The sequence below is a fragment of the Paenibacillus sp. A14 genome (assembly GCF_036864815.1).
Classification (GTDB): domain Bacteria; phylum Bacillota; class Bacilli; order Paenibacillales; family Paenibacillaceae; genus Fontibacillus; species Fontibacillus sanfengchensis.
Map to the genome: position 1 here is coordinate 262398 of NZ_JBAGJD010000001.1, position 17658 is coordinate 280055.

The 17658-nt window shown below is 51.1% G+C and carries 20 protein-coding genes; 9 read left to right on the forward strand and 11 right to left on the reverse strand.

Features of this window, described 5'->3' with window-relative positions; genetic code table 11:
- The first annotated feature begins 10 nt into the window (after positions 1–10).
- Positions 11–172, forward strand: coding sequence for a hypothetical protein (locus V4U88_RS01270; RefSeq protein WP_334071409.1), 162 nt, complete (start codon positions 11–13; stop codon positions 170–172).
- Positions 173–487: 315 nt separating this feature from the next.
- Here V4U88_RS01270 and V4U88_RS01275 read toward each other — a convergent pair whose 3' ends face one another.
- The 3 genes from V4U88_RS01275 to V4U88_RS01285 all read right to left on the reverse strand — a co-directional run bounded on the left by V4U88_RS01275 (position 488) and on the right by V4U88_RS01285 (position 2764).
- Positions 488–1525, reverse strand: a complete 1038-nt coding sequence (locus tag V4U88_RS01275) for a FecCD family ABC transporter permease (RefSeq protein WP_334071410.1) — start codon at positions 1523–1525, stop codon at positions 488–490.
- Positions 1526–1745: 220 nt separating this feature from the next.
- Positions 1746–1907: a hypothetical protein gene (locus tag V4U88_RS26920; protein WP_442951869.1), complete on the reverse strand. Its 162-nt coding sequence runs from the start codon at positions 1905–1907 to the stop codon at positions 1746–1748.
- Between the two features lie 287 nt (positions 1908–2194).
- A complete protein-coding gene (locus V4U88_RS01285) occupies positions 2195–2764 on the reverse strand; it encodes a TetR/AcrR family transcriptional regulator (protein WP_334071411.1) in 570 nt (189 codons plus the stop codon).
- A 171-nt stretch (positions 2765–2935) separates the two neighbouring features.
- Between V4U88_RS01285 and V4U88_RS01290 the strand changes: the two genes are divergently transcribed.
- Positions 2936–3865, forward strand: a complete 930-nt coding sequence (locus tag V4U88_RS01290) for a ketopantoate reductase family protein (RefSeq protein WP_334071412.1) — start codon at positions 2936–2938, stop codon at positions 3863–3865.
- Between the two features lie 93 nt (positions 3866–3958).
- Positions 3959–4690 carry a type II toxin-antitoxin system prevent-host-death family antitoxin gene (locus V4U88_RS01295; protein ID WP_334072041.1) on the forward strand — a complete coding sequence of 244 codons (732 nt, stop codon included), beginning with the start codon at positions 3959–3961 and terminating at the stop codon, positions 4688–4690.
- 87 nt (positions 4691–4777) lie between these two features.
- Here the strand turns inward: V4U88_RS01295 and sstT are convergent, their stop codons facing one another.
- From sstT to V4U88_RS01310, 3 genes are all read right to left on the reverse strand, one after another.
- On the reverse strand, positions 4778–6007 hold the full coding sequence (gene sstT, locus V4U88_RS01300; RefSeq protein ID WP_334071413.1) for a serine/threonine transporter SstT: 1230 nt from the start codon (positions 6005–6007) through the stop codon (positions 4778–4780).
- Between the two features lie 317 nt (positions 6008–6324).
- Entirely contained in the window at positions 6325–6636 is a 312-nt protein-coding gene (locus tag V4U88_RS01305; RefSeq protein ID WP_334071414.1) for a YbjQ family protein, read from the reverse strand.
- A gap of 183 nt (positions 6637–6819) precedes the next feature.
- Entirely contained in the window at positions 6820–7449 is a 630-nt protein-coding gene (locus tag V4U88_RS01310) for a YfbR-like 5'-deoxynucleotidase (RefSeq protein ID WP_334071415.1), read from the reverse strand.
- Positions 7450–7497: 48 nt separating this feature from the next.
- Between V4U88_RS01310 and V4U88_RS01315 the strand changes: the two genes are divergently transcribed.
- Complete coding sequence (locus tag V4U88_RS01315) at positions 7498–7689, forward strand: hypothetical protein (protein ID WP_334071416.1); 192 nt, start codon at positions 7498–7500, stop codon at positions 7687–7689.
- Here V4U88_RS01315 and ybaK read toward each other — a convergent pair.
- From ybaK to V4U88_RS01330, 3 genes are all read right to left on the reverse strand, one after another.
- On the reverse strand, positions 7683–8174 hold the full coding sequence (gene ybaK, locus V4U88_RS01320) for a Cys-tRNA(Pro) deacylase (RefSeq protein WP_334071417.1): 492 nt from the start codon (positions 8172–8174) through the stop codon (positions 7683–7685). The two genes, V4U88_RS01315 and ybaK, sit on opposite strands and share 7 nt — an antisense overlap.
- A 224-nt stretch (positions 8175–8398) precedes the next feature.
- Positions 8399–9415, reverse strand: coding sequence for a serine hydrolase domain-containing protein (locus V4U88_RS01325; protein WP_334071418.1), 1017 nt, complete (start codon positions 9413–9415; stop codon positions 8399–8401).
- Between the two features lie 25 nt (positions 9416–9440).
- The gene (locus V4U88_RS01330; protein ID WP_334071419.1) at positions 9441–10265 is read right to left on the reverse strand and encodes a MerR family transcriptional regulator; all 825 of its coding nucleotides are present in this window, start codon (positions 10263–10265) and stop codon (positions 9441–9443) included.
- 165 nt (positions 10266–10430) lie between these two features.
- On the opposite strand from V4U88_RS01330, the gene V4U88_RS01335 reads away from it, so the two are divergent.
- The 4 genes from V4U88_RS01335 to V4U88_RS01350 all read left to right on the forward strand — a co-directional run bounded on the left by V4U88_RS01335 (position 10431) and on the right by V4U88_RS01350 (position 15985).
- The gene (locus tag V4U88_RS01335; protein WP_334071420.1) at positions 10431–11414 is read left to right on the forward strand and encodes a LacI family DNA-binding transcriptional regulator; all 984 of its coding nucleotides are present in this window, start codon (positions 10431–10433) and stop codon (positions 11412–11414) included.
- A 154-nt stretch (positions 11415–11568) separates the two neighbouring features.
- The gene (locus tag V4U88_RS01340; protein ID WP_334072042.1) at positions 11569–13044 is read left to right on the forward strand and encodes a glycoside hydrolase family 32 protein; all 1476 of its coding nucleotides are present in this window, start codon (positions 11569–11571) and stop codon (positions 13042–13044) included.
- Between the two features lie 27 nt (positions 13045–13071).
- Positions 13072–14058 carry a carbohydrate kinase family protein gene (locus V4U88_RS01345; protein ID WP_334071421.1) on the forward strand — a complete coding sequence of 329 codons (987 nt, stop codon included), beginning with the start codon at positions 13072–13074 and terminating at the stop codon, positions 14056–14058.
- Positions 14051–15985: a sucrose-specific PTS transporter subunit IIBC gene (locus V4U88_RS01350; RefSeq protein ID WP_334071422.1), complete on the forward strand. Its 1935-nt coding sequence runs from the start codon at positions 14051–14053 to the stop codon at positions 15983–15985. Before V4U88_RS01345 ends, V4U88_RS01350 begins: the two co-directional genes overlap by 8 nt.
- A gap of 158 nt (positions 15986–16143) precedes the next feature.
- On the opposite strand, the gene V4U88_RS01355 is transcribed toward V4U88_RS01350, so the two are convergent.
- Complete coding sequence (locus V4U88_RS01355) at positions 16144–16593, reverse strand: DMP19 family protein (protein ID WP_334071423.1); 450 nt, start codon at positions 16591–16593, stop codon at positions 16144–16146.
- Positions 16594–16862: 269 nt separating this feature from the next.
- The gene (locus tag V4U88_RS01360) at positions 16863–17177 is read right to left on the reverse strand and encodes a thioredoxin family protein (protein WP_334071424.1); all 315 of its coding nucleotides are present in this window, start codon (positions 17175–17177) and stop codon (positions 16863–16865) included.
- A 110-nt stretch (positions 17178–17287) separates the two neighbouring features.
- Here V4U88_RS01360 and V4U88_RS01365 point away from each other — a divergent pair, with 110 nt between their 5' ends.
- Entirely contained in the window at positions 17288–17590 is a 303-nt protein-coding gene (locus V4U88_RS01365) for a putative quinol monooxygenase (RefSeq protein WP_334071425.1), read from the forward strand.
- Positions 17591–17658: the final 68 nt, after the last annotated feature.

A 17658-nucleotide genomic window follows, 5' to 3' on the forward strand; every position in this document is an offset into this window, starting at 1 on the left:
GACGCTGGCCGTGCGACCTTTTCAGTCCTGTCTGTTCCGGCTGTTCCGGCTGCGGCTGGGCCAGCGCGAATTCAACAAGTCGCCCAGCGTTTTGGCGCGAGTGCTGTTCATGCCGGGGCTTTCGTTTTTACCGTTAACATTGGAAATCACCTCTTTTGGCCAGTTTTTATAACGAAACCCGCCAGAGGATATCCTGGCTAATTCTTTGGTTCAAATTTACGGGAATTCTTCCCGTTAAATTGGTGCCTATACGGCTACAGAGGCGATTAGCTGGAAAACCTCCCGCTAATTTGCCTGAAATTGCATAGATCGGCGGTTGGACCGCGAAAAAGATGGAGTTTTTCCAGCTAAATCGGATTCAAGGGCCAAGGGCGGTATATTAACGGGAGGTTTTCCCGTTAATATATGGTTAAGCGTGTAGACTCCGACGGAAGGCGCCTTTCTTTTCATCCACTCTCCTTTTTATTTCACAATGTCTTCGACTCATCTATTGTTGAGTTTGCCTTTGCTGTTTCCTAACAAGCGCTTCCTTCACGGTATATGTACATAATAAATAAATCATGATCGGAGCGCCGACAATAGAAGGGATAAAATTCCATGGAAGCTCCATAGGCGCTATTAATGTACGGTTGACTACACTGATCACTACCATTAGAATAGCTCCGAGAATAACTGAAACAGGCAGTACCCAACGATCCTCCCCGCCTACCCATCGTCGTACCAACAGCGGCACCACTGTCCCTACAAAAGCAATTGCGCCAAAAGCCAGAGCCACACCTACAGATAATTCCATTACCACGATTAACGATAGAATCATCAGCCGTTTTCTCCCAGGCTCGGTAGCGGGCCGCGCGAAAATAATCCAGAAAGCGCCAATTAGACCTACTGCGAACCAAGGAATAAACCATTCAAACATGGGCAACCCTAAACTAGAGGCTGAAAAATTCCATCCAATCCTAAATTGATCGGTATTTTTTGCAATTAGCCTCACACTAACAGTCATAATCAATAGGATTAGCACGCCCGTAAACATACTTCGAATCGCCATACTGCCCCTTTTCACTCTTGAAGCAAGGAACCATACCATTCCGCTTGTCGCAATGGACCCTACCGTTGAAACCGCAAAGAGCTGAAATATAGTTAGATCGGTTAAATAGAGGACCGCCAGTTTTACAGCAAAAGCCCCGCCTCCCGTCATTCCCACTGTTCCCGGATCCGGCAGCGGATGTCGCATTATGCGTTGGAGAATGACGCCTGCCGCGGCTAACCCCATCCCCCCAAAAATGGCAATAAGGACGTTAGGTAATCTCATTTCATAAAGAAATTTACGCATATTGCTTTCTTCAAGGCCTTGAAGGCTATCCCATACTTCCGTAAGCGATACCGTAATAGCCCCGCGGGTCAAGGACCATACCGATATTAACAACAATAGAATAATTAAAACTATTAGCAAGAGCATTCGATTAAGATGTTTATGATCGGTGTGCGGGTCATCTTCATAAGTAAGTTGAGCATCCTTTTTCAATATACTTCCCTCTCTCCATTTATTTTCAAGGATTTTATACAAAGTTCTCTGCCATGAGTGATTTATCCTCTATGCCGCGAACTCCATGCTAAGTTGTCCGCTCCTATAGAGAACCCCACAGAGCAGTTAGCGAAACTCTGAACCTGCCTGCACAAAAAGCCGCTACGCAAGTCTGTTTTCGGCTTGCGTAGCGGCTTTCCTAATAAAACTGTTCCGTTGATCATCCTTCAATCCGCCTGGCATCAAACCTGCAAACAAAACCGATGCCGCCGAGCTCGCGTAGTACGGGCAGCACCTCGTCCTCCACTTCGCGGCTCCAGAGAGAGTATTCCGTTTCCACCGCCGCCAGAGGATAGCGCCGCCCCGTTCCGAAAGGTCTCATCGTCCCGATCGGACGTTTTCGCGGAAAAAAATGCCGAGTCGATGCCTTGAACTGCCTCAATCCATTTGTCCGTCCACTTATTAACGGGAAAATCCCCCATTAATTTTCCGATCTTGGCCCTTCGATCCGATATAGCTGGAAAAACTCCATCTATTTCGCGGCCCTACCCGCCGATATGCATAATATCAGGTGAATTAGTGGGAGGTTTTCCAGCTATTTCACTTCCGCAGCCGCATAGGCACCGAATTAACGGGAGGAATTCCCGTTAATTCGGCGCTTCCCTTTTATCATCCCCCAAGCGCCTGCTCCGGCGGCAGTAAATTTCGCTCCAACAGCACTAGCAATTGCTCCACCATTTCCTCCGGAGCATAAGGCATCGATTGGACGATCCACCATTCCACTAAACCGGCCATCGCACTGGACAAAAACTTGACGAGAACTTCGGGCCTCACTCCCGCATGGATGTTGCAGCTTAGTATATGTTCCCCGATTCCCTGCTCCACCATCGCCATCATCCGGTTTCGGAAAGCAGGCACGCCTTTACTCGTTAGCAGAATGAAATAGACAGCGGCGTGCCGCTCCATAAATTCGAAGGTGCGGAGCAGCAGCGCTTTCGTCGGCACCCTGCTTGCCTCCCCATCCGGCATACAACTCTCGTGCAGGAGCTGCAAATAAGTTTCGACGCACTGCTCCAGCAAGTCGAACTTGTCCGAGAAATGCAAATAGACGGTCCCCCGGTTCACGTTCGCCCGATCCGCGATTTCGTGAATCGTCACTTTTTCAAATCCTTTTTCCCCCAGCAAGCCGACAAAAGCTTCCATAATCGCCTGCCGCGTTTTAATAATTCTTCTGTCCATAATCTCTCCTTCGCGCCTTCCTCAACATTTCGGGCCCATCTGTTGAATATTCAACGAAAGCGGTAGTTTTACCGATTGCTCCGGCTTTCCACAAGATGCTAAGATCATTGTAATCAACAATCGTCATTTATACAACAAATGTTCATTATACAAAAAAAGCGAGGGATTCCCATGAAAGTTTTGATTTACGGTGCAGGGGTGTTGGGCAGTTATCTGGCCCATGCTTTGATCCGCGGAGGCAACGACGTATCCGTGTTGGCGCGCGGCCAACGTGCGGACGAATTGGAGAAAGACGGCCTCGTCATCCGCCACTACTTCCAGCTTAAAACGTCGGTCGATTCCGTGCGGGTAGTCCGGACGCTGGAGCCGGACGATATCTACGACCTCATCTTTGTGGTGATGAAATTTAACGATTTCCCGAGCGTCCTGCCGGTACTGGCCAGGAGCCTGAGCGGCAACATTGTGATAGTAGGCAATAATCCCGGCGCACGGGATATGCAGATCTACCTTGCGGAGCACAGCTCTACCCGCAAAAATGTCGCCTTCGGATTCCAGCTTAGCGCCGGCCGCAGGGAACCCGACGGCCTCGTCGTCAGCGTTCGCGGCGGGGTTCAGCTGGTGATTGGCGGATTGGACGGCCCCATTCCCTTTCGTGCGATGTTGGATCAAGCTTTTGCCAAAACCAATTATAAACCGGTATACCATGACGATATCGACGCTTGGCTGAAAAATCATATCATTCCGATTTTGGCCATCAACTACGGTACCCTCATTCATGACGGCAAAATGAAAAAAATCGCCGGGGACAACAAGCTGCTGCGCCAAATGGTCGCGGCCATGGATGAAGGCTTTAGCGTGCTGGAAGCGCTCGGTTACCCCCTAGTGCCGGCCGGACAAGCGAAATGGATCCGGAACCATCCTGCGCTGCTTCGTTTACTCCTTAAAATTTTTCATCTTCTCCCGGTCAGCCGAATGATCGACGGTTCTCCCCATGAAATCGTCGCATTAAGCCGCGTATTTGGCGAATGGAAAAATCGGGCCGGCATTCCTACTCCTAACTGGGATATGCTGGAGGAGCGAATAAGCGCAGCCAAGCGGTAGCCCTGCTTAGTGTTCAGAATTAGCTAATTTTAATTGAAATTCACTAATGTATTAGCTAAAATATAATAAAATAGCTAATCCGAGGTGAATCCTATGCGAGTTTCTTCCACCGATATGCAGAACAATTTCGGGAAGTACTTAAAGTTTGCGGAGGCAAGCGAAGAGATTATCGTAACGAGGAACGGCAAGGATGTGGCCAAATTGACCGCTCTTTCCGGGGAGGATGAAACCTTCTTTAGGGAGGCCGCGGCCAACTATGAATTAAGCCGTGGCTCTGTGACCTTTGAAGAATTCCTTGAGCTGACGAAAACGTCGGAACAACGTTTTGAGCTGATTGACGGTATCGTGTATAACCTTTCCTCACCTTCGTACAAACACCAACATGCCGTGCAGGAACTGCTTGGTACTTTTTACAATTGGTTCAAAGGAAAACCCTGTAAACCGCTGACCTCCCCATTCGACATTACGCTGGAGAAGGAAGCAAATAATATTTGCGTCGTTCAGCCTGATGTGGTGGTCATTTGTGACAAGGATCGAATCGATGCAAACGGCAAATACAAGGGCACGCCGACATTGGTCGTTGAGGTGCTGTCCCCATCCACGCGAAGCAAAGATTTGATCCGAAAACTCGAACTGTACCGAGCGTGTGGTGTCATGGAATACTGGATCGTCGATCCGATGAAGGAGCAAGCGGCGGTTCACGTTTTGACCGATGGCGAGATCGCGGATGTCACTTATTATTCCAATGGCAAAGACCTTTACGTGGAATCGGAGTGGTTTAAGGGCTTGCGCGTTTCGACCCGCGATCTGTTCGCCGATTTTTAAGTGACACCGAACAAACGGAAACAACAAGAAGATCGCCGTTATCCTGGCCGAGATGGCTGCAGAACAGGCGATCTTTTGCTTTCATTTTTAGGCGTTTGCCGTCGTCTTCTTGCCTTCTTTACGCTTTTTTGCATACTCCGCGGTTGCAGTGAACAGCACGTCGGAAGAGGAATTCAGCGCCGTTTCAAAGGAATCCTGCAAAACGCCGATGATAAAGCCGACTCCGACAACTTGCATGGCAATATCATTCGAAATCCCGAACAAACTGCACGCCATCGGAATAAGCAGTAGCGATCCGCCGGCAACGCCGGAAGCGCCAGCTGCGGATACGGCCGACAGAACGCTCAGAATCAGCGCCGTTCCAAAATCGACGGGAATGTCCAGCGTATGCACGGCCGCGAGGGTTAAGACGGAAATGGTCACCGCCGCACCCGCCATATTGATCGTCGCGCCTAAAGGAATGGACACCGAGTACGTATCTTTGTCTAACTTCAATTTTTCGCATAACCGCATATTGACCGGAATATTGGCTGCGGAGCTGCGAGTGAAGAACGCCGTTATCCCGCTCTCTTTCAAGCAACTGAACACCAAAGGATAAGGATTCGACCGAATGTTAAGATACACGATCAATGGATTGATGACGAGCGCCATGAATAACATGCATCCGATGAGAACGAGCAGCAATTTCCCGTAATCAAGCAAGGAAGCAAGCCCGTTGGCCGTAATGGTATTAAAAACAAGCCCCATGATGCCAAACGGCGCGAACTGAATCACCCATTTGACGATTTGCGAGACCGCGTCCGAGAATTGGGTGAGCATGCTTTTCGTTTGATCACTGGCCCCTTTTAAGGCAACCCCCAGAAGAATCGCCCAGGCCAGGATACCGATATAGTTGGCGTCAAGCAAGGCTTTGACCGGGTTGTCCACGACATTGAACAACAGGCTCTGCAGAACTTCAACGATGCCGCCGGGCGGTGTCAGGTCACTGCTCCCCGTCGTAAGCGACAGTTGTGCCGGAAAAATAAAACTGGCGATCACCGCAAGGAGCCCCGCCGAAAATGTGCTCAGCCCATATAGCGCGAGAATCGATTTCATGTTCGTCCGGCTGCCCTTTTTATGATTGGAGATCGCAGCTATCACGAGGAGCAGGACCAATACGGGAGCGACCGCCTTTAACGCGGACACAAAAAAGGAACCGAAAATCGCTATGCCAGTTGCCTTCGGAACGGTCAAAGCCAGAATAACACCCACGATAATTCCCAGAAAAATACGTGTGACTAGACTTAACCGGTTCCATCTGTGCAGAAATGTTTTCATGTTTCTCCTCCGGTTCCTGATGTAATAAAACTAAGCAACGCCTCGACGCTGTAATGAGGCATAGCGCTAGTTTACCACGGAAGTAATGCGCTGTGTACAGGTGGAAAGATTTGTGCGCCAATTTTCACGGGAATCCATCGCACCCTGCAGTCTTTTACCACTATGATTCCCCCGAAGCCAAATCGGGCCGAAATAGTGCCCAAAAAGGCCGTTACTGCGACGGCGGCTCGGGTTTTGATAGGGGAAACAAAAAACAGCCATAGCCCGCAATTTGTGGGTTATGGCTGGTTACTGAGTTTTTAGTCGAATGCCCTTTGTTACACGATTACAGCCGTTCCGCTCACGGAAACCATCAGCATGCCTTCGCGGACGACTTCATAATCGATATCGACTCCAATAATGGCCGTTGCTCCCAGGCGGGAAGCCTGCTGCCTCATTTCTCCGAACGCGGTATCCCTCGCTTCATGAAGCTTGCCCTCGTATGCGCCGGAACGCCCCCCGACAACGTCTGTAATCGAGGCCAGAAAATCCCTGAATACATTGGCGCCCATAATCACCTCGCCGGTTACAATACCCAGATACTGCCTTACGGGATATCCTTCAATCGTTGATGTGGTGGTCATAATCATACCTTTCATCCTCCTTGTGCCTATCTATCAGTTTGTTACGCAGAACAGTCAAGTCGGTTTCATTATAAACCGGACTCTGGTTATGCTAGTTTCACCTATCCTTCGTCAAAAGGCACTGACGTGATTAGCCTTTAGCGCTTGTCCGCCCCACACTTGCCACGATTCAAATCGGATGCGGATGAATTAGCTCGCCAACGCTTCCTGCGTGATCCGTTTGATATCGATCGGTGACAGCGTCTCTTCATTGACCATGTCGGTTAATATTTCGGCAAGAAAATAATCGACGCATTTCAAGGGGATGTTTTTGATTTTCACCAACGCGTCGCGATACATTTTGACGAACTCTTTTTCCGTATTCCCTCTTTGCATCTCGGCGAACGCCTCGTAGACTTGATCCAGCTTGTCGGCCACCTCAAGAATCAGTCCCTCGACGGAATCGTCCTTGCCTTCGCGCAATTGGTTGCGAAAAATACTCTTAAACTCTTCGGGAATATGTTCTTCAATGAAATGATGAACCATGCCCTCTTCAACTTGCAGAATCAAATTTCGCAGCTCCACTGAAGAATGTTTAACCGGTGTTTTGATATCGCCGATAAAAATCTCTCCATAATCATGGCTGCTCGTGATCTCATAGAGTTTCTTCCAATCGATTTGCGCGCCATGGCGTTCTTCGATATCGGCCAGCGTTTTGGCGTACTGCACGACTTTCCAGGAGTGTGCGGCGACGCTATGTTCTTCGAATTTGAATTTTCCCGGACAGCGATAAATTCGCTCCAATTCGTTCAGCGATCTAAAATAAGTATGAATGCCCATCAGTATCAGCCATCCTTCTTAGAGATATACTCCGAGTATAGACGGCGAATGTTAACGAAGAATCAAGTCTGGCGAACAACCATAAAAAGGAGCCATGCCCAATGGCCCTTAAGCTCCGCCGGTGGCTTCGATGCCGCAAAGCTCGCCCGGAGTAGGACAGCGGACATCGGCATCAACAGCAGCCCCCCGTCCAAGTTTACGGTCGGCAACCGGGTGGACAGCGGAGACAACCGTCAGTAAGCCTCTTCCTCTTCCCGGATCAGCGGAACGAAGCTTCCCTTCACCTGGCCGGCCAAATCTTGCGGCGAGAGTTCCATCTGCAGCCCGACTTTTCCGGCACTGACCGCAATCGTGTCCAGGTCCTCCGCGCTGCCGTCTATAAACGTCGGATACAACTTTTTCATCCCGACCGGAGAACATCCGCCGCGTATATAGCCCGTCCGGTTCAGCAAATCCTTCAGCGGCAGCATCTCCACCTTCTTGGCCCCAGCGGCTTTGGCCGCCTTTTTCAAGTCCAGTTCCGCGGCAACGGGAATGACGAACACGAAGATGGCCGCCCCCTGATGAGCGACCAGTGTTTTATATACTTTCTCCGGCGGTTTGCCGATCTTCTCCGCGACCGCGGTGCCGTGAATCTGACCGTCCTCCGGATCGTAGCTGTGAATTTCGTACGGCGTTTTCGTTTTGTCGAGCATTCGCATGGCATTCGTTTTGACTTCGGCCATTTCTTTGTCCTCTCTTTCTCTATCACCGGCCCATTCCTTGGGGAATCATCGGGAATAACGGGACAAGTTCCCGTTAATTTGAACCCGGGAGCGGCTTTACTATTATATCTATAGTAGCACCTCCGCCGGCAATGAAAAAGCCCTCGCCCTCCTCTCCACTTGCTGCGCTTCGTATTCCAGTGTCACACTGTCCGTCTTCCCCGGGATCTTACCGGGCTCCCATTCTACATCTCCGGCAGTATCTTCTCTTTAATCAATGTCCAGCGATCCCGCGGATTTACCATGAACCCGGAAGCGATGGCGACTACCATGTCTTGTCCGGGGATACAGCAGATGATATTTCCTCCGTCGCCCATGGCCATGTACGCAAACACGCCGTCCTCTTCCCGCAGCCACCAACAGTATCCGTAGTGGTGGGGGGTCATCGCCGTGGACTCCCGCATCCAGGCCTCGGAAACCAGCGCATGCCCGTCCCACCTGCCGCGGTTCAAGCACAGCAATCCAAACCGCGCCATATCGCGCGGCGTCAGCGTCAACCCCCAGCCCCCCGTGGAATTTCCGTTCGGGTCATGGACCCATCCCTTCACTTTTGCGCCAAACAGCTCCTCAAACCCGAAGTCTTCCATCGCATAATCCGGAATCACCTTCATGCCGAGAGGCCCGAACAAGCGTTCATTGGCAAATTCACGGGCGCTTTGGCCCGTGGCGCGGGAGAGGATAGCCGACAGCAGGTGCGCTCCCGCAGTGGAGTATTTGAATGCCCCCAGCTCCCCCTTTTGTCCCAGCATATTCAGCGTATATTCGACCCAGTCGGGCTGCATACACAGCTTGTCGAGCGGTTCCTGCCAGTCCTCGAAAGGATAGGGGGCCGTCATCGTAAGCAGGTGGCGCAACGTGATTTCTTTTTTCACCGGATGATCCCGTTCCAGTTTATATTCTGGGAAAAAATCCAGCACTTTCCGCTCCGTACTCGGAATTAATCCGGCATCGACGGCCATCCCGACAAGGACGGAAATGATCGTTTTGGTCACCGACGCCACATGAAGCACATCGTCCGGTCCATAGCCGTTGAAGTATTTTTCATAAGTCAAAAATCCGTTCTTCACGATCAAGATTCCATTGATATTGCCGTAATTCGCCGCAATCTCGGGTTCCAGCCCCATCAGCCTATCCGCATCAAGCCCCAGGCTTGCGGGATCGGCGGTCCGCCATGCTTCAGTCGGCCACACATTTCTTGTCACCTTGCATTCCTCCTCATTAAACTTGCTATTTTTTCGCGACGGGAAAATACACTTCGGTCACCAGGTCACCCGCATCCTTGGTTTGTACGGGATCGGTCAGGTAGAGTTCAAAAGGCGCTTCCGTTAATGCGTAACCCTCCCGCTCCACCCATTCCCTTAACCTGGCATAGACCGAGGTCAGCTCGTGGTACGCGCCTTTTAATACCGACTTAGCGCAGAGTCCACCGGGAAAATCTCTCGTCCCCTTCACCGCCTCCTTAACGGGAATGGCAAATTCCGTATCATTGCCGGCCGGATTATACTCGGGGCTGTGGTAGATCGTCATCGGCGTCCCTTGCAGAGTGAGTTTGCCGGTGGCGATCCTTTCGTAGAGCTCGGCAAAATAAATCCCGTAGCCTGCGGCATAATCCTCGCCGCTCAGACTGCGGCGGATGGACAGGATATTCCGCGGGCGCGTTTCCACCAACTCCACTTCGATCCGGTCAAGAAAGGACATCAAGGGCCGCCCTAGCTCCAGGCTGGCGATATCCCGTTTCATTTGTTCCAGGATCGATGCGTAAGCCTGGATTTGCTCTTCGATGTGCTTTTTTTTGCGCTGCAGACGGAAGCACAGCTTTTCTTCGGACAGATCCTTCTCCCACGCCAACACCTCTCTGATTTCATCCAGGGAAAAATGATACGATTTTAGCCGTTGGATCAGGAGCATCTTTTCCAGTTGGGTCATCGAATAATATCTGTACCCGTTCTCGGGGTGGATCTGATCCGGGTGAATCAGTCCGATCTCGTCATAATAGCGCAGCGTTTTCGTCGAAACTCGGCATATTTTCGAGAATTCTCCAATCGATAGCATGAGTCGCCTCCTCTGTGTTTTCCAGTGTGCACCTTCCCCTAAGGGCAAGGTCAACCCCAATTTATTAAGGTTATATGCCCCGCGGTGCAGAAACGAGTATAATGTAGGAAGGTAGCGGCATGAAACATTCTAACTTAATATAAAGACTTTTACCGAGGGGTACTTATGACGAAAACTATAGCGGATATCGCCAAGCTGGCGGGTGTGGCCAAAAGCACGGTTTCCCGTTACTTGAACGGCGGCCCGGTCAGCGACCGGACCCGGGAAAAGATCGAGCTGATCATAAAAGAGCAGAATTACGTCCCCAACACCTTTGCCCAAAGCTTAAAAGCAAAGCGGACCAATTTCATCGGCACGGTGGTTCCCCGCCTCGATTCCTATGCGACTTCGCAAACCTTGATCGGCATCGACGAAGAACTGCGGAAGAACCACTACCAAATGCTGATTTCCAATACAAGCCAGGATATGGATCGGGAAATCGAAGCAATCTATGATTTTGCCAGACAGAAAATTTCCGGCATTATTTTGCTGGCCGCCCAGCTGACGGAAGCCCATTTAACGGCCATACACAAGATCAATATCCCCGTCATTCTGGTGGGGCAGCAACATGATCAAGTTCACAGTCTGGTACATGACGACAAGCGGGCCGGATGGCTGATTGGACGCCATGTTCTGGACAAAGGCCATCGCGATATCGTTTATTTGGGGGTCACGGAAAAAGACAAGGCCGTCGGCATACACCGGAAAGAAGGTATCAAGCAAGCTTTGGAGGCTTGTCCCGATTGTACTGTACGTTATTTCGAGACAAGCTTTAAAATGACCGACGCCATGGAGGCGGCATCGCGGATTCTGGAAGAAGGCAAGCCTTCCATCATCGTATGCGCCACCGACAATATCGCCCTTGGCGTGATTAAAGCGGCCCATTTGAAAGGCATCCGCGTCCCGGAGGAATTATCGGTGACCGGGTTCGGAGGTTACGATATCACGGAGATGATTCACCCCGCCCTGACGACGATAAAATATCATTATTTTCAGGCGGGCGAGCATGCGGCCCACAACATTATCAAGCTCGTGCTTGAACAACCCGTAGACCGGCTCTCCGTCATGGATGTGGAGCTTGTCCAGCGAGAAAGCGTTGACAATTTATAAGCGGATCGATTATGATGTTTTTACAGGAACCGGTTCCACCCTAATTAAAGGCGGAACCGGATATATTTCTTTTCTGCTGGAACCGGTTCCGGTTTATTTTTTCTCTTGTTTGGAACCGGTTCCCGACATAAATCGTTTCGAGATGGAGAACAACATGCATATGATGACGCGAGAAGAAAAATACAGGCTAATCGAACAAGCCCGGCCCGGCGAGCTGGCGCAACTCCGGGACCAAGTCGAGCGTTCTCCCTGGAGACAAAGCTATCATATCCAGGCGCCGACCGGGCTGCTCAATGATCCGAACGGCTTTTCTTACTATCAGGGCGAGTACCATTTGTTCTACCAATGGTTCCCCTTGGGGACCGAGCATGGGATGAAATATTGGTATCACACGAAATCATCCAATTTGGCGGTTTGGGAAGGCTTGGGTATCGGAATTGCCCCGGGCGGTCCTTATGATTCTCACGGCGCTTATTCCGGCAGTGCCATCGAGAAAGACGGTCAATTGTACATGATGTATACCGGCAATACGCGGGATGAGGCGTGGACAAGACATCCGTATCAATGTCTGGCCTCCATGGATGCAGACGGCCGAATCGTCAAACTGAACCGGCCGGTAATCTCCTCCGTGCCCCCGGGATACACCGATCATTTCAGGGACCCGAAGGTTTGGAAATCCGGGAAGGACTATTACTGCGTGATCGGCGCTCAAAGAACCGACTTAACAGGCTGCGCTGTGCTGTACCGGTCTGAAGATCTGCTGGACTGGACGTTTATGGGCGAAATGAAATCCGGCCTCTCCCCGTTCGGCTACATGTGGGAATGTCCGGATTATTTCGAGCTGGATGAATCGGGAGTGCTGATCTTCTCTCCGCAAGGTCTCCAGGCGGATGGCGATCTATACAACAACATTTATCAAACCGGTTATGTGATCGGCCAACCGCTGGATCTGTCCACGGGGGAATTTCGGCACGGCGCTTTTCGGGAGCTGGATCGGGGCTTTGATTTCTATGCGGCCCAGACCACGCAAGGACCGGATGGACGGCGGATTTTGGTCGCCTGGATGGGGCTGCCGGATGTAGCATACCCGACGGACACCCATGGCTGGTCCGGCTGCTTGACGATCCCCCGCCAACTTACGATCCAGGGCGGCAATAAGCTGATTCAGCAACCGGTCCCCGAGCTGGCCAAGCTCCGTAAAACCCAAAGCGGCGCCACGCTTACCCTGAAAGACGAAGTGAAACATCTAAACGGGTTTGACGGAACTTCCTATGAGCTGATATGCGAAATTTCAATGTTCGACGCGGAGGAATTGGGGCTAGAATTCCGGGCTTCCGGCCATGAGAAAACGGTGCTCAAATACGACACCGGCCAGAAAAAAATCATCCTCGACCGCACGTTCTCGGGTCAGGCTATGGATGAAATCAATGGAAACATCCGCCGCTGCGGCTTCAACGCGGACAGGCTCAAATTCCATCTGTTCGTGGACACGTCCTCCGTGGAGATCTTTATCAACGATGGAGAAGAAGTGTTTACAAGCCGCATTTTCCCGGATCCTGCGAGCAAGGAAATTCGATTGTTTTGTTCCGGCGGAACGGCGGAGTTCCGTGTCTGCAAATGGGATATCTAAACCAATTTTATGTTTGAAGGTGAGTACGTGGGAACATTATATGCAATTGGAGAAGTGTTGATTGACTTTATCCCCCGGCAGGCGGGTCAAGCGCTTAAAGATGTCGTTTCATTCGAACGCGCCGCGGGGGGCGCTCCGGCCAATGTAGCCGCGACGGCGGCCAAGTTGGGCAGCACCGCCTCGATCATTACCAAACTGGGCAATGATGCCTTTGGCGACTTTCTACTGGAACAGTTGACGGAAGCCGGAGTAAGGATCGATTTGGTCAAAAGAACCGGCGAGGCCAACACCGGTCTGGCCTTCGTATCTTTGCGCGCCGACGGGGAACGGGACTTTTCGTTTTACCGTAACCCGTCCTCCGACCTGCTCTTGACCGGGGAGGAGATCGACCCGGACGTCTTTCAAGCGGGCGACCTTTTACACTTCGGTTCGGTGGATTTAGTGGAAAGCCCGATGAAGCAGGCTCATGTCAAAGCGATTGACGCGATCAAAAGCCGGGGCGGAATAGTAAGCTTCGACCCCAATGTGCGCTTGCCCTTGTGGAACGATCATGAAGCCTATCGCCAAACCATACAGACGTTTCTCCCCAAAGCCCATCTTTTAAAAATATCGGAGGATGAATTGGGCTTCATTACAGGGATTCCGGACGAGGAACAAGCGCTGGCTTCCTTGTTTACCGGCGACGTTCAGGCCGTCATCTTTACAAAAGGCTCGCAAGGTGCGGATCTAATCCTGCCGCAGCAAAGATTTAAATCGGATGGCTTTAAAGTGAAGGCGCAGGATACGACCGGTGCCGGAGATGCTTTTATCGGCGGGTTCCTGCATCAACTGCTGGAGCATAAAGCCACGCCGCAAAATTTAAGCTCCATTTTATCGGAAGAGCATGCAGCTTTGCTACGATTTTCCAATGCCTGCGGAGCCATCACCACAACCGGAAAGGGAGCTATCCCCTCCCTGCCAACCGTTGAGCAAGTCGAAGAAATCATAGCGAAGGAGAATGAAAGCCATGTCTGAAAATCAACAAATCGCTAAAGCGGTTATCGAAGCAGTCGGAGGAAAAGAAAATATCGCTTCCTTCGCCCATTGTGCGACCCGCCTTCGCATCATGGTGCTGGATAAAGATAAAATCAACCAGAAGCAAGTCGAAAATATCGATAAAGTCAAGGGTGCGTTCTTCAACTCCGGCCAGTATCAAATTATTTTCGGCACGGGTACGGTGAACCGTATCTTTGAGGAAGTCGAGAAGCTTGGTATTGAAAGTACGTCGACCGATGAGTTGAAGAAGCAGGGAAAGAAACAGGGCAATGCCTTTCAACGCGCGATCCGTACGTTCGGTGATGTGTTCGTTCCGATTATTCCCGTGCTGGTGGCGACCGGTCTTTTTATGGGCCTGCGGGGCTTGTTGACCCAGGAACTGGTTCTTTCCTGGTTTGGAGCCGCGCCTGGAGATATCTCGCCTAATTTCCTGTTGTTTACTCAGGTATTGACGGACACTGCGTTTGCGTTCCTTCCTGCCTTGGTGGCCTGGTCCGCTTTCAGAGTATTTGGAGGAAGTCCGGTGCTGGGGATTGTGCTCGGCCTTATGCTGGTCAACCCCGCCCTTCCCAACGCTTACAGCGTTGCCGACGGTTCCGCGGAGGCGCTGACCATGTTCGGCTTCATTCCGGTTGTAGGATATCAAGGGTCCGTATTGCCGGCGTTCTTTGTGGGCCTGATCGGCGCGAAGCTGGAGAAGTTTTTGCGTAAACGTATCCCTGAAGCCCTTGATCTGATTCTGACTCCTTTTATTACTTTGCTGATCATGATTACCCTCGGGTTATTTGCGATCGGCCCGGTTTTCCACTCTTTGGAAGAGTGGGTGCTTCACGGAACGGTCGCTGTATTGGAGCTGCCTTTCGGCATCGCCGGTCTGGTTATCGGCTTTTTCCATCAAATTATTGTGGTTTCAGGCGTTCATCATATCTTTAACTTCCTGGAAATTCAGCTGCTTGAACAAAAGGGCAACAATCCGTTTAACGCGATTATCACCACCGCCATGGCGGCACAAGCCGCAGCATGTCTCGCGGTAGGAATGAAGACGAAGAACATGAAGCTGAGAGCGCTGGCTCTCCCTTCCTCCCTGTCGGCATTTCTTGGGATCACGGAGCCGGCCATTTTCGGGGTCAACTTAAGATACGTGAAACCCTTTGTTATGGGATTGATCGGCGGGGCGGTCGGCGGTTTCCTCGCTTCCCTTTTCCAAATGGCCGGTACGGGCATGTCGATTACGGTCATCCCGGGCACTCTGCTGTATCTGAACAGTCAACTGCCTTTGTACATTTTGACGAATGTGGTTGCTATGGTCATCGCTTTCACGTTGACCTGGTTCTTCGGTTACAAGAACGAAGCGGTTTCCGCGGAAGCCGAAGGATCAGTCAAGACCGATGCGCCAGCGCAAGTAGTTCAAGCGGTGAGCCCTCCGGCTCAAGGTAAAGTTGAGAAGCTGGAGATCCCTTCCCCGATTACCGGAGAAGCGGTGCCTCTTTCCGAGGTGCCGGACCCCGCTTTTGCGGAAAAGCACATGGGTGAAGGTATAGCGATCCAACCGGCGGAAGGTAAAGCGTTCGCCCCGTTCGACGGAACTGTGGCCCATGTCATGGACAAGAGTAAACACGCTGTCATCCTCGAGCATGAGAGCGGAGTGCAGCTGTTGATTCATATCGGCATCAATACGGTCGGACTCAAAGGGAACGGATTTACCACACATGTCAACACCGGAGACAAAGTTGCAAAAGGTCAACTCCTTATTGAGTTTGACATGGATCTGATCCGGCAGGCGGGACTTCCCCTGGTTACTCCCGTGCTGATTCCTTCCGGCCTGGATGCCGTTAAGCAGGTCGTTCCTTCTTTTGAAGGTGAGGTTAAGGCTAACGATGAAACGGTAATTACCGTCCAATTGTAAAAAAACAGGCAACCTGAAGAACGGTCGTTCTTCAAGGTTGCCTGTTTTTTTCGCTTCACCTGCTTGGCTGCATACGGCACATAACGCGGCTGTACAGGAGCCAATTACCGGGAACAATTCCCGTTTGCTTATTAACCGGCCGGTCTGTCACAGCGGAGTTACGGGGCGGGAATCCCCAATTTCACCGCATAGTACCGATAGGCGGTTTCCGCAATCCGGTCCGGATCCTCCCAAAATCGCTGGTCCAGTTCATCGAGCCGCGCCTCCTCCTCCGTGGTCAAAAACTTCGGAATGTCCCATAACTGCTTAAGACGGTCGTCTTGTTCCAATCGCTCGATGCAGGCGTAGCCCGAAGTGACAAGCTCCAGCGCCCGCACCGCTCCAATCGCTTGAAGGGCCCTGACCGCATAGAGATACGCCTCTTCGCCCCAGTTGCAAAAAAACTGGATAAATCCGCCGTTATACATATCGGCTTCCAGGAGCCATAACGCGGCGATTTCTTGTTCGTCCGAAGTCAAAACCTGCCACCGCAAGGATGACGCGTTCTTTTTATCCACAAAGGCCCCGGCAAAATCGTACCAAGCGTCATTTAAATTCGTCTCGCTCATTTCTGCTTGCCTTCTCTCTTCATTTGGATGAGTTGCACCTATCTCCGTTGATAGATTAATCTTAAACTATCCCTTGTTAACCCGGTAGACGACTTTAGGAGGAATAGCGAATGGATTGGAAGTCGATCTTTGGTAACAGGCATCATTACGTCTGGGATATGCGCGCGGACCCTCATGATCAGGAGTAACCCATCCTGAAAAAAACCGCAGACCCTTTCCATTTGAAAGGCCTGCGGTGCTGGTGTTTAACATGAAAATGCCTATTTCTCTTACAAACCCGCCAAATACTCTCTGACCTGGCCGGGCGTCTTGGCAAATTTACTGTGCAGATGAGCGACTTTCTCCCCGTTTTTGAATACGAGCAAGCTCGGGATGCCGCGTACCTCATTGGCCTCCGCGATCGGCTGGAATTGCTCCGCATCCATCGCATAAAAATCTTTGTCCGCATGCTCGGCCACGATATCACCGATAAAACGGTCCAGGTTTTTGCAGTCCGGGCACCAGTTCGTCTCGAATTTGATCACGGTATATTTGTCGCTCTGAATCGCCTGTTGATATTGTTCTTCCGATTGAATTTTTTCCAAGTTGGCCCTCTCCCTTATTTTAAATCTATATATTTATATAATAAATATTCAAACCATTGAAATGCAAGCGTCTTGTAAGATATGATACCCGTAAAAGAGGAGGTGTTAACATGAGCAAATTCGGAATGACCGCCAAACTTGTCGCACATACGGGTCAGCGGGATACTTTGCTGGATATTATGCTGGAAGCGGCTCAAGCGATGGAAGCGGCGGATGGTTGCGAACTGTACGCGATCAATGTGGACGAGGCGGATCCCGACTCGATCTGGATTATGGAAATTTGGCGGGATGCGGATGCCCACGCGGCTTCACTTAAGTTGGAGTCCACGAGGGCCGTAATCTCCAAAGGGAGGCCCTTTATTGCAAATATGGCAGGCACCCAATTAAAGGTCGTTGGCGGGTTTGGTGTCTAAAGCCCGTAATCCGGCTGGCGGCTCCCATGTCCCACCCGTAGGCAACCGAAAAGGATGCGAGGATGCAG